Raw genomic sequence first — 11,664 nt, forward strand, 5'->3', positions numbered from 1 at the left:
ACCCTTAGACGCGCTCGATGATGGTCGCGGTGCCCATGCCGCCGCCGATGCACAGCGTGACCAGAGCGGTGGACTTGTTGGTGCGCTCGAGCTCGTCGAGCACGGTGCCGAGGATCATCGCGCCGGTCGCGCCGAGCGGATGGCCGAGCGCGATCGCGCCGCCATTGACGTTGATCTTGGCATTGTCGATGTCGAAGGCCTGGATGTAGCGCAGCACGACCGAGGCGAAGGCCTCGTTGAGCTCGAACAGGTCGATGTCCGACTTCTTCATGCCCGAGCGGGCGAACAGCTTTTCGGTGACGTCGACCGGGCCGGTCAGCATCATCGCCGGCTCCGAGCCGACATTGGCAAACGCGCGGATCTTTGCGCGCGGCTTCAGGCCGTACTTCGCGCCCGCCTCCTTGCTGCCGAGCAGCACCGCGCCGGCACCGTCGACGATGCCCGAGGAGTTGCCGGCGTGGTGCACGTAGTTGATGCGCTCGATCTCCGGATGCGACTGCACGGCGACCCCGTCGAAGCCGCCCATCTGCGCCATCATCGTGAACGACGGCTGCAGCTGCGCCAGCGACTGCATCGTCGTCGAGGGCCGCATATGCTCGTCCTTGGCGAGAATGGTGAGGCCGTTGATGTCCTTCACCGGCACGACCGACTTGTTGAAGCGACCTTCGTCCCACGCCTTGCCCGCGCGCTGCTGGCTCTGCACCGCATAGGCATCGACGTCATCGCGCGAGAAGCCGTATTTGGTGGCGATCAGATCGGCCGAGACGCCCTGCGGCATGAAGTAAGCGGGCACCGCCATCGACGGATCCATCGGCCAGGCACCGCCGGAGGCGCCGATGCCGACGCGGCTCATCGATTCGGCGCCGCCGCCGATCACCAACTCATGCTGACCGCTCATCACCTGCGCGGCGGCAAAATTCACGGCATCGAGGCCAGAGGCGCAGAAACGGCTGATCTGCACGCCGGGCACGGCTTCACCGAGACCCGCCTTCAGCGCGGCGAAGCGAGCGATGTCGCTGCCGGCTTCGCCGACCGGATCGACCACGCCGAGCACGACGTCGTCGACGGAATCTTCCGGCAAATGATTGCGGTCCTTCAGCGCCTTCAGCGGCACGGTGGCGAGCGCCAGCGCGGTGACTTCGTGCAGGGCGCCGTCCGACTTGCCGCGGCCGCGCGGGGTGCGAACGTGATCGTAGATGAATGCCTCAGGCATGATGCCCTCCTGATCTGTTGGTCGAATTTCGTTAGCGCGGAAGCTGGCTCAGAACGCTTCCGCAGGCAATTCCATGATGGTGGCGCAGCCGGACTGAATGCGCGCGAGATTGGCCGCGGTCTCCGGCAGCATCCGCTCCATGAAGAAGCGGCCGGTGACGAGCTTGGTGGAGAGATAGGGCGTCGCGCCGCTGGCGGCAATCTTGGCTTGGGTCACCTTGGCAATCTTCGCCCACATGTAGCCGAGGGCGACGAAACCGAAAAGATGCAGGTAATCGGTCGCAGCAGCGCCGGCATTGTCGGGCTTCGCCATCGCGTTCTGCATCAGCCACGTCGTGGCCTGCTGGAGATGGCCGAGCGAGGTCGAGAGCGGGGTGATGAAGGGCTTGAGCGCCTCGTCGCCGCCGTTTTCCTTGGCGAAGGTCATGACCTCGCCGAAGAACGCCATGATGGCGCGGCCGCCGTCGCGCGGCAGCTTGCGGCCGACGAGGTCGAGCGCCTGGATGCCGTTGGCGCCCTCGTAGATCATCGCGATGCGCGCATCACGCACGAACTGCTCCATGCCTTGCTCGGCGATGTAGCCGTGGCCGCCGTACATCTGCTGCGCCTGCACCGCGTTGGCGAAGCCGTAGTCGGTGAGGAAGCCCTTCAGCACCGGCGTCATCAGGCCCATGTGGTCGTCCGCGGCCTGCCTGTCCTTCGGATCGTCGGAGCGATGGGCGACGTCGCTCTTCAGCGCGGTCCACATCACGAAGGCGCGCGCGGCCTCGTTGAAGGCGCGGATCGAGAGCAGCGTGCGGCGCACGTCGGGATGCACGATGATCGGATCGGCCGGCTTGTCCGGCGCCTTCACGCCGGTGAGCGAACGGCCCTGGATGCGTTCGCGGGCATAGGCAACCGCGTTCTGGTAGGCGACCTCCGATTGCGCGAGGCCCTGCACGGCGACGCCGAGGCGGGCCTCGTTCATCATCACGAACATGCCCTGCATGCCCTTGTTCTCTTCGCCGATCAGCCAGCCGGTCGCGTTGTCGTAGTTCATCACGCAAGTGGAGTTGCCGTGGATGCCCATCTTGTGCTCGATCGAACCACAGACGACGCCATTGCGGGCACCGACCGAACCATCGGCGTTGACCAGGAATTTCGGCACCACGAACAGCGACACACCCTTGATGCCGGCAGGCGCGCCCTCGATGCGGGCGAGCACGAGGTGGATGATGTTGGAAGCCAGGTCATGCTCGCCGGCGGAGATGAAGATCTTGGTGCCGGTGATCCTGAAGCTGCCGTCGGCCTGGCGCACGGCCTTGGTGCGAAGCATGCCGAGATCGGTGCCGCAATGCGGCTCGGTCAGGTTCATGGTGCCGGTCCATTCGCCGGCGACCATCTTCGGCACGTAGGTCTGCTTCTGCTCCGGCGAGCCATGAACGATCAGCGCCGCGGTCGCGCCCATGGTGAGACCGCCGTACATCGAGAACGCCATGTTGGCGGAGATCTGGAACTCGTTGACCGCCTGCGAGAGCGTCACCGGAAGGCCCTGGCCGCCGAACTCGGTCGGTGCCGACAGACCGAGCCAGCCGCCCTCGGCGACCTGCCTGAAGGCGTCCTTGAAACCCTTCGGCGTGGTGACGCTGCCGTCATCGGCGCGCTTGCAGCCTTCGAGATCGCCGACCCGGTTGAGCGGCTGCAGAACCTCCTCTGCGAGCTTGGCGGCTTCGCCCAGGATCGCCTCGCGCACGTCGCTCGAGGCATCGGAGAAGCCGGCGAGATTGTCGTAGCGGTCGATCTGGAAGACGTCGTTGAGCAGGAAGTTCACGTCTTCGACGGGGGCTTTGTAGATCGGCATGGCGGTCTCCCGGAGTTCTCTAGGATTGGGCGGCGAGCTGCTCCGCCATCAGGCGGTGCAGCATGTTGATGGCCTTGAGCGGACGCACCATCACCTTGAAGTTGGTGATGCGTCCCTCGGCATCGAAGCTGATGATGTCGACGCCGTTGATCTCGATGCCGTCGATCATGGTCTTGAATTCGAGCACGGCGCCGTTGGCGCTGGTCCACTCGCCGACATAGGTGAACCCGGGACCGCCGAGCACCTTGTCGGCGCTGGCGAGATATTTGAAGGTGATGTCGCGCCCGCGCTGCGGCGAGTGCACGACCGGGCTCTCGAACACGGCCTCGGGATGCAGCAGGTCCCACAGTGCCGTGCGATCGTGGGACTTCATGTAAGCGTACCAGGAGTCGAGGCCGGTCATTGTCAGGTGCCTCCCAAACAGCTTTGGCAAAACGCGGAAACAACCCCATGCACAGTAGCGCGATGGGCCTCTTTCGCGGGGGGTCTCTCGCCCACCTCATATGCACATTGACGCATATGCGCCGATGCGCATAAAGTCAAGCCGGTTTGGCGAGAAGGTCAGGGAGGAAGGTCACATGGCACTGGGCGACGCGATCCTCGCATGCCTCACCGAACGTCCGATGACGGGCTACGAACTCGCCAAGACGTTCGACTCCTCCGTCGGCTTCTTCTGGAAGGCCGACCACCAGCAAATCTACCGCGAGCTGTCCAAGCTGCGCGACCGCGGCTACATCCAGGGCCGCGAGGTCGTGCAATCAGGCAAACCCAACAAGCTCATCTATACGCTCACTCCCGAAGGCCGAACAGCGCTGCAGCACTGGGCCGCGCGACCGAGCACGCCGCCTTCGATCAAGGACGATCTGCTGGTGCGGCTGCATGCGCTCGACAGCATCGACATCGAGCCGATCCGCACCGATCTGATGGACCGCCTGGAGCACCACCGCGACCGGCACGAGAACTACGCCCGTATTCTGAAAAAGCGTTTCCCCGACGGCACGGCATCGAGCGTGCTCGACCTCGGCAACCTGCTGCTGCTTCGCCTCGGCGCGCGGCATGAGCAGTTGGTTGCCGATTTCTGCGAGGAGGCGCTCGAGGCGTTGTCGGCGATGTCAGGCAAGGATAAGGGGACCGGCACGGTGGTGCCGCTGGATGACGGCAAGCGCGAGAAGGGTTAGATCGGCATCGGCATTGGCCCTCACCTCTCCCGCTTGCGGGGAGAGGTCGCGCGTCCCGGGCGATGCGCAGCATCGTCCCGCGCGCGGGTGAGGGCTTTCTCCTCTGGGGGAGTCTTCGTTGCCGAGACACCCTCTCCCCGGCCCTCCCCGCAAGCGGGGCGGGAGCGCACCAAGGGCTTATGAGCGTCCCCCGGCTTCCCGCCGCCCAACTTTAAGACACCGGCGAGGCGTTCCTTAACGCGTTATTTACCGTAACGGACAAAAGTCGGAATTCGAGGCAGACGACCCGAGCCAAATCCGATTGTCTTTACAACCGGCACGCGTGGGGAGTCTGGAGGCGCCGGGGTGGGGCGCGGGTCGGAACCGGACAGAGTCATGAATTCGCGCGTATCGTGGAGTGTTGACGGGATCGATCCATCCGTCCGGGAGCGGGCCGAAGCTGCTGCGCGCCGCGCCGGCATGTCGCTCAACGACTGGCTGAATTCAACGCTCGGCGAGACTGCTCCGCCGAATTTTCGCGGGCCTTACGAGCAGCCGCGTCAAGAGCCGCGCCCCGATCCGCGCTCGGCGCAGGCGCTGAGCCAGGGAGCTGGTCAGGCGAGCCGCGAGGTCGCCGACATCCATCAGCGGCTCGACGCGATCACCCAGCAGATCGAACGGATTTCGAAGCCCGCGGCACCGCGTCCGGACATGTCACGCGAGCAGGGCGTCGCCCGCCAGCTCAACGATGCGATCTCGCGGCTCGATGCCCGCTTGTCGCAGATCTCGCGGCCACAGCAGCAGCCGCAAGCGCAGCAGCTTCAGCCGCGACCAGCACCAGCAGCATCGGCACCGAGCCCCGTCGAATCACGCCAACGCCAGGCCGATGCGGTCGAGCGCGCGGCAGCGCAGGTGTATCGCAGCTCACCTCCCTTGAGCCCCGCCTCGTTCGACGTCGCCGTCGCCGAGATCACCGCGCGGCAGAGCGAGCTCGACGGATTGGCACCGCGGCAAATCCCGCCGCGCGCTGCGCCCTCGATCGCCCCCTCTGCGGCTCCCTACGCCCCCCCGATGGCGCCGCCGATGGCACAACCGGCGCCTGCCTACGCTCCGCCGCCCCCGGGGCCGGATTTCTCGTCGCTCGAGCGCCATCTGCTCAAGATCACGAGCCAGATCGAGTCGCTGCAGCGGCCAGATAATACCGAGCAGGCGATCAACGGCTTCCGCTCCGAGCTCGCCGAGATCCGCAACGCCATCACCGAGGCGATGCCGCGCCGCGCGATCGAATCGATCGAGAACGAGATCCGCTCGCTGCATCGTCGCATCGACGAAACCCGCTCCAACGGCACCGACGGCCAGGTGCTGTCAGGCATCGAGCGCGCGCTCTCCGACATCAAGCAGGTGCTGCGCACGCTGACGCCGGCCGAGCAGCTCGCCGGCTATGACGAGGCGATCCGCAATCTCGGCGCCAAGCTCGATCTGATCCTGCGCGCCAATGACGATCCCTCGACGGTGCGCCAGCTCGAGGGCGCGATCTCGGCGCTGCGCGGCATCGTCTCGAACGTCGCCTCCAATGAAGCGCTGGCACGCCTCTCCGAGGACGTGCAGCTGCTGTCGTCCAAGGTCGACCAGATCGATCGCGCCTCGGACCGCAGCGACAGCTTTGCCGTGCTGGAGCAGCGCATCGCTGCGCTCACCGCCGCACTGGAAACCCGCGAGCGGCCGCAACCCGCCGAGAGCACCGAGCATCTGGAAGCCGCGATCCGCGCGCTGTCCGACCGTTTCGACCGCATGCAGGTCGGCAACGATTCGGCGTCGACCTTCGCGCATCTCGAGCAACGCGTCTCCTATCTCTTGGAGCGGTTAGAGGCCGCCTCCGACCAGCGCGGCGGCAATCTGGGCCGTGTCGAGGACGGGCTGCACGACATCCTCAGGCATCTGGAGCGGCAGCAGGCGACCTATTCCGCACTGGCCGAGAGCCGCAATTCGGCACCGTCGCCGGATTCCGGCGTGGTCGATCTCGTCAAGCGCGAACTCTCCGATATCCGCTACAGCCAGGCCGAGACCAACCGCAGCACGCAGGATTCGCTGGAGGCCGTGCACAACACGCTCGGCCATGTCGTCGATCGCCTCGCCATGATCGAGGGCGATCTGCGCGCGGTGCGCACGGCTCCTCCGGCCCCCGCCCCGATGCCGATGGCTGCGCCCATGCAGATGCCGGCTCCGGTCGAGCCGGCGCCGATGGCGCGCGAGCAATGGCAGCCACAGCCGCCGCAGCCGAAATACGATCCGAAGCCCGAGCTGCCGAATCCGGCCGCCGCGCAGCAGCCGTCGCATTCTGCTTTCGTTGCCGCGCCGCGCGAATTCCATGCAGCAGCGGCACCGCCGCCGATGCCGATGGCCGCGCAAGCCGCACCGCCTTTGCCGCCGCGCGCGATCAGCGAGATCCTGGAGCCGCACACGGCGCGTGCCGCGATCGCGCCCGAACTGCCGCCGGATCATCCCCTCGAACCCGGCACGCGTCCGGGCGGCCGCCTCGCCACCCCGTCCGAGCGCATTGCCGCCTCCGAAAGCGCGATCAGCGAAATCCCCGCCCCGCCGAAGGAGCCGGTGTCGTCGTCGAGCTTCATCGCTGCCGCGCGCCGCGCCGCGCAGGCTGCCGCCGCGCAACCGCCGGAGAAGCCCGCCCGCGGCGCCAAGGCCGCGATCGCGGGCCGCGTCAAGGACAAGAGCCAGGCAAAAGCGCAGGCCACGGGTCAGGAAGGCGGCTCGACCATCACGTCGAAAATCCGCTCGCTGCTGGTCGGCGCGAGCGTGGTCGTGATCGTGCTCGGCACTTTCAAGATGGCCATGAACCTGCTCGAAGGCGGCAGCGCGCCGCCGGCGCCGCAGGCCATGGAAGACACGTCGAGCCGGCCCGCGCCGCAGGCGCCGCCACCGGTCGAGAGCAAGCCCGCCGCGCCCGAACAGGTCACACCGTCGATGACCTCGCCGACGCCGATCGGGAAGCAGTCCCTGAACAATGCCGCGCCGGCACAAGCGACGAGTTCTTCGGTCGAAATTCCGCCCGCGCCCGTCACGGCGGCGCCGACGCCGCCCGCGGCGAACAGCGACGTGACCGGCGCCTTGTCGGGCGCGAGCCGCACTCGGCTGAGCCTCATCCAGATCCCGCCGAGCGAGAAGCTGCCTGACGGCATCGCCGGCCCCGCCCTGCGCACCGCCGCGATGAAGGGCGATGCGACGGCGGCCTACGAGATCGGCCTGCGCTTTGCCGAGGGCAAGGGCGTGGCTGCGAATTACGATGAAGCGGCGAAGTGGTACGACCGCGCGGCGCAGGCCGGGGTGGTGCCCGCCACCTTCCGCCTCGGCACGCTCTACGAAAAGGGCTTGGGCGTGAAAAGGGACGCCGATATCGCCCGCCGCTACTACACGCAGGCCGCCGAGCGCGGCAACGCCAAGGCGATGCACAATCTCGCGGTGCTCGATGCCGATGGCGGCGGACGTGGGGCCAACTACCAGAGCGCGGCGCAGTGGTTCCGGAAAGCCGCCGATCGCGGCGTCGCCGACAGCCAGTTCAACCTCGGCATCCTCTATGCCCGCGGCATCGGCGTCGAACAGAACCTCGCCGAGTCCTACAAATGGTTCAGCCTCGCCGCTGCACAGGGCGACGCGGATTCGGCCGGCAAGCGCGACGATGTCGCCAAGCGCCTCGACCCGCAATCGCTCGCCGCCGCCAAGCTCGCGATCCAGACCTTCAGCGCCGAGCCGCAACCCGACGACGCCGTCAACGTCCCGGCGCCCGCCGGCGGCTGGGACAGCGCCCCGCAAGCGGCCGCCAAGCCCGCGCCGAAGCCGGTCGCGGTGAAGAGGTCGGCGTCAGCGGCGCATTAACGCGCCTCAGGCAAACACGATGTCTCCACGCGTCATTGCGCAATCCAGAATCCCCTCCGCGGAAATGGTCTGGATTGCTCCGCTGCGCTCGCAATGACCGATGTGGCGACTAGGGCGCCTCGATCACCGTCGGCACGCCGGGCTCCAATAGCCGCAGCCGCGGTCCGAAACCCAGCACGTCGAAGCTCTTGCGCAGGTCTTCGCCGTTCTGGCGGAAATGCGCCCAGCCTTCGGTGTGCACGGGGACGATCATCGCGTCGGGGAAGGCGCGCGCGGTCTCGATGGTGTCGTTTGTATCCATGGTGAGATGGAACGGCCCGCGCGTTTGCGCCGCGCCCGCGAACGGCAGCACCACGCCGCATTTGAAACGGCGCGCGACCTCGGCGACGCCGTCGAACCAGGTGGTGTCGCCGCTGATATAGACGGGACGTGTGTCCTTGCGGCTCGACTGCACCACGAAGCCGATGACATCGCCCGACAGCGGCTCGATACCGGCAGGGCCATGACGCGCCGGTGTGGCCGTGATGGTCAGCGTGTTACCGTCATCGTCTCTCAACTGCGCGGTCGCCCAGGGCGCAAGACCTTCGACATGGCCGCCGAGGCGCTTTGCGCCGGCCTCCGTGGTCAGCGCGCGCGGCGCTTTCAGCAGATAGTCGCGGCCGGATTTGTCGAGATTGTCCGAATGCTGGTCGTGGCTGAGCAGCACGGCGTCGATCGGACCGATCGCGTCGGCCTTCATCGCCGGTCCGACCGTCTTCTCCAGCTTCACGTGCGGTAACTCGTAAGCACCGGGTGCATCGAAGGTGGGATCGGTGAGCAGGCGAAAGCCGTCGATTTCGATCAGTGCGGTGGGGCCGCCGATCAGGGTGATGGAAACAGGCATGAGGAACTCCTCTTACGCGGCCGGCTTTGCGGGGCGCGTCACCAGGTAAATGCCGAGCGCCACCGGAATGATCCCCAGCAAGTCGCGCGCCTCGACATGCTCGCCGAGCACGAGGAAGGCGAACAGCATGCCGAGCGGCGGCATCAGGAAATGATAGGCACTGGCCGCGGTCGCACCACACACTTTCAGGAGATGAAACCAGAGCCAGTAGGCGAGGATCGAGCCGCCGAGCACGAGGAACGCAAAGGCGCCGATCAGGCTGGGCGTGACATCGATGGCATGACCATCGGCGAAGGTGAATGCGACCGGCGTCAGCACGATGCCGGCGGCGAGATTCTGCACGCCGTTGCCGATCCACAAGCTGCCCTTCGGGGCGAACAGCTTGAACAGGATGGTGCCCGCGACGATGGAGGCGAGCGAGGCCAGCGTGAACATGATGCCGTGCAACGAGTCGGTTCCGACCGTGAGCCGGTGCCAGACGATCAGCGTCACGCCGATGATTCCCAGCAGCAGGCCGCTCGCCTTGCGCCAGGTCATGCCCTCGCCAAGCAAGAGCGCGGCGAGCGCGGCCGTGAACACCGGATTGGCCGAGACGATGAGGCCGCCGAGGCCGGCGGAGACCGATTGCAGGCCGGTGTAGCCGAGCCCGAGATAGAGTGCGTTGTTGGCAATGCCGAGCACGGCGAAAATCAGGGCATCGCGCCACGACAGCGACCAGTCGCCGCGGATCGCAGTGGCACCGAGGATCAGGATGCCGGCGAGCGAGAAGCGCGCGGCGAGCAGGATCAGCGGCGGGCAATGGGTGACGCCGATCTTGCCGGCAACGAAGGCATAGCTCCAGAGCAGGCAAAACAGGCCGATTGCGAGCGGCAGCGTGTTGAAACGGGTGCGGGGGGCGGGAAGCGAGGTGGCGAGGGACATGGCATTCTCCTGAACCCTCGATCTAGGGAGGCGGGTTGCCATTTGGAAATTAAATGATTAACTCCAAATCAGTGGATTTTCGAATGGAGGCTGAGATGCTCGATCTGGAGCTGTTGCGCAGCTTCGTCTCGGTGGTCGAGGCCGGCGGCTTCACCCGCGCCAGCGAGCGCGTTCACCGCACGCAATCGACCGTCAGCCAGCAGATCAAGCGGCTGGAGGAGGATGTCGGCCAGGTTCTGCTGCATCGGGACGGCAAGGATGTGCGCCCGACCGAGGCCGGGGAGCGGCTGCTCTCCTATGCGCGGCGGCTGCTGACGCTGGCCGAAGAGGCCCGCGACGTGCTGCGCGAGCCCGACGGCGGCGCGGTCCGGCTCGGCATTCCCGAGGACTTTGCAGCGTATCGCCTGGCGAAACTGCTGGGCGCCTTCTCGCGCTCGCATCCGAACCTGCGGCTCGATGTGCGCGCCGACCAGAGCAAGAACCTCGCCCGCGATCTCGAACGCGGCGAGCTCGATCTCGCGCTCTACAAGCGCGAGGCCGGTGGCAAGGACGCGATTGCCGTGTGGCCCGAGGAGGTGCACTGGGTCACCAGCAAGAGCCATCCCATCGATGTCAACGCGCCGTCGTTGCCGTTGATCGGATTTCCGCTCGGCTGCCTCTACCGCGCCGGCGCGATCCATGCACTGGAAAGCGCCGGCCGCGCCTGGCACATGTCCTATTCGTCATCGAGCCTCGCCGGCATCCAGGCCGCCGTTGCCGCCGGCATGGGCCTGAGCATTCTGTCGGAGATGTCGATCCAGCCAGATCATCGCGTGCTAACGGCGAAGGATGGATTTGCGCCGATCAACCGCACCGAGGTGGCGCTGATGGCCGCGCCGAATGCGAGCTCGGCGACGCTGCGGCTGGCGGATCGGCTGGCGGAGTTCTGCGAGGACGTGCAGGCGAAGGCAGCGTGAACTCGCGAGATGCGTAGGGTCGGTTAGCCCTGCGATTGCGCAACGCGCAATCGCAGGGCTAACCCACCCTACGCAGCGTCGCTTCAATAACACCTTGACGCGGCGATCGCGTGGACGCGGCGGTCGCCGAGCAGATGCGCGACAAAGCCGGTCTCCGGAAAGATCCTTGCGAACGCGGCATCGCGGATGCTGAGGCCGCCGGCATAGGCGCCGAAGGCGGGCATCACGGCGCGTAGGCCGTCGCTGGCGAAACAACGCCGCTCCATCGAACGGCCGCGCGCGGAGACGCGGGCCTTGGGATGGAGATGCCCGGCAATCTCGCCGGCCGCGCCTGATGGCTCGTGGCGAAAGGTGATCGGTCCAACAGCGACTTCGTCGGCGATGGTGCCGCCGAGATCGCGGGGCAGCATCGGATCGTGATTGCCCGAGATCCAGATCCAGTCGCGACCGCTCTGGAGCGCGGCGACGGCGTCGCGATCGTCCGCGGAAAGCCGCTCATGCGCGGAGCGATCGTGAAAGCTGTCGCCGAGCGCGATGACCGTTTTTGGATTATGGCGGGAGATGACAGCAGCGAGGCGGCTGAGCGTCGCCAGCGTGTCGTAGGGCGGCAGCAGCACGCCGCGCATGGCGAAGCTGGAGCCCTTTTCGAGATGCAGATCGGAGACGACCAGCAGGCCCTGCTCGTCCCAGAACAGCGCGCCGGAGAGATCGGCCGAGAAGGTCACATCGCTGATGGTGACCCTGGAAACGCGCATGTCCTCGTCATCCCCTGAAACCAGCGCGCCCCACGTCACGTCACAACCT

Annotated in this window: 9 protein-coding genes; 3 read left to right on the forward strand and 6 right to left on the reverse strand. The window is 66.7% G+C overall.

Translation table 11 applies throughout. The annotated features are described in order from the left end of the window. Positions 1 to 4 precede the first annotated feature (4 nt). The 3 genes from ACVW16_RS15445 to ACVW16_RS15455 are packed head-to-tail and all read right to left on the reverse strand — an operon-like array spanning position 5 to position 3,455. Positions 5 to 1,213 (reverse strand): acetyl-CoA C-acetyltransferase, encoded by a 1,209-nt coding sequence (locus ACVW16_RS15445; protein ID WP_456700035.1) that lies wholly within the window; start codon positions 1,211 to 1,213, stop codon positions 5 to 7. A 48-nt stretch (positions 1,214 to 1,261) separates the two neighbouring features. Next, positions 1,262 to 3,052 (reverse strand): acyl-CoA dehydrogenase C-terminal domain-containing protein, encoded by a 1,791-nt coding sequence (locus tag ACVW16_RS15450; protein WP_456737045.1) that lies wholly within the window; start codon positions 3,050 to 3,052, stop codon positions 1,262 to 1,264. Positions 3,053 to 3,071: 19 nt separating this feature from the next. Then, entirely contained in the window at positions 3,072 to 3,455 is a 384-nt protein-coding gene (locus tag ACVW16_RS15455; protein WP_456700037.1) for a nuclear transport factor 2 family protein, read from the reverse strand. 175 nt (positions 3,456 to 3,630) lie between these two features. Here ACVW16_RS15455 and ACVW16_RS15460 point away from each other — a divergent pair, with 175 nt between their 5' ends. Both ACVW16_RS15460 and ACVW16_RS15465 read left to right on the forward strand, forming a co-directional pair. Then, positions 3,631 to 4,230: a PadR family transcriptional regulator gene (locus ACVW16_RS15460; protein WP_456700038.1), complete on the forward strand. Its 600-nt coding sequence runs from the start codon at positions 3,631 to 3,633 to the stop codon at positions 4,228 to 4,230. A 375-nt stretch (positions 4,231 to 4,605) separates the two neighbouring features. Beyond that, the gene (locus ACVW16_RS15465) at positions 4,606 to 8,100 is read left to right on the forward strand and encodes a hypothetical protein (RefSeq protein WP_456738848.1); all 3,495 of its coding nucleotides are present in this window, start codon (positions 4,606 to 4,608) and stop codon (positions 8,098 to 8,100) included. Positions 8,101 to 8,209: 109 nt separating this feature from the next. Here ACVW16_RS15465 and ACVW16_RS15470 read toward each other — a convergent pair whose 3' ends face one another. Both ACVW16_RS15470 and ACVW16_RS15475 read right to left on the reverse strand, forming a co-directional pair. Continuing rightward, positions 8,210 to 8,983 carry an MBL fold metallo-hydrolase gene (locus ACVW16_RS15470; RefSeq protein WP_456737044.1) on the reverse strand — a complete coding sequence of 258 codons (774 nt, stop codon included), beginning with the start codon at positions 8,981 to 8,983 and terminating at the stop codon, positions 8,210 to 8,212. A gap of 12 nt (positions 8,984 to 8,995) precedes the next feature. Beyond that, the gene (locus ACVW16_RS15475) at positions 8,996 to 9,904 is read right to left on the reverse strand and encodes a DMT family transporter (protein WP_456700041.1); all 909 of its coding nucleotides are present in this window, start codon (positions 9,902 to 9,904) and stop codon (positions 8,996 to 8,998) included. Between the two features lie 95 nt (positions 9,905 to 9,999). Here ACVW16_RS15475 and ACVW16_RS15480 point away from each other — a divergent pair, with 95 nt between their 5' ends. Next, positions 10,000 to 10,860 (forward strand): LysR family transcriptional regulator, encoded by an 861-nt coding sequence (locus tag ACVW16_RS15480; RefSeq protein ID WP_456738277.1) that lies wholly within the window; start codon positions 10,000 to 10,002, stop codon positions 10,858 to 10,860. A gap of 83 nt (positions 10,861 to 10,943) precedes the next feature. Here the strand turns inward: ACVW16_RS15480 and pdeM are convergent, their stop codons facing one another. Beyond that, positions 10,944 to 11,615, reverse strand: coding sequence for a ligase-associated DNA damage response endonuclease PdeM (gene pdeM / locus ACVW16_RS15485; protein ID WP_456737043.1), 672 nt, complete (start codon positions 11,613 to 11,615; stop codon positions 10,944 to 10,946). Positions 11,616 to 11,664 lie beyond the last annotated feature (49 nt).

The sequence above is a fragment of the Bradyrhizobium sp. USDA 4474 genome, assembly GCF_054057515.1.

Coding starts and splice junctions, on each gene's coding strand:
- ACVW16_RS15445 (WP_456700035.1), bottom strand. CDS start 1,213: ATGCCTGAGGCATTCATCTACGATCACGTTCGCACCCCGCGCGGCCGC.
- ACVW16_RS15450 (WP_456737045.1), bottom strand. CDS start 3,052: ATGCCGATCTACAAAGCCCCCGTCGAAGACGTGAACTTCCTGCTCAAC.
- ACVW16_RS15455 (WP_456700037.1), bottom strand. CDS start 3,455: ATGACCGGCCTCGACTCCTGGTACGCTTACATGAAGTCCCACGATCGC.
- ACVW16_RS15460 (WP_456700038.1), top strand. CDS start 3,631: ATGGCACTGGGCGACGCGATCCTCGCATGCCTCACCGAACGTCCGATG.
- ACVW16_RS15465 (WP_456738848.1), top strand. CDS start 4,606: ATGAATTCGCGCGTATCGTGGAGTGTTGACGGGATCGATCCATCCGTC.
- ACVW16_RS15470 (WP_456737044.1), bottom strand. CDS start 8,983: ATGCCTGTTTCCATCACCCTGATCGGCGGCCCCACCGCACTGATCGAA.
- ACVW16_RS15475 (WP_456700041.1), bottom strand. CDS start 9,904: ATGTCCCTCGCCACCTCGCTTCCCGCCCCCCGCACCCGTTTCAACACG.
- ACVW16_RS15480 (WP_456738277.1), top strand. CDS start 10,000: ATGCTCGATCTGGAGCTGTTGCGCAGCTTCGTCTCGGTGGTCGAGGCC.
- pdeM (WP_456737043.1), bottom strand. CDS start 11,615: ATGCGCGTTTCCAGGGTCACCATCAGCGATGTGACCTTCTCGGCCGAT.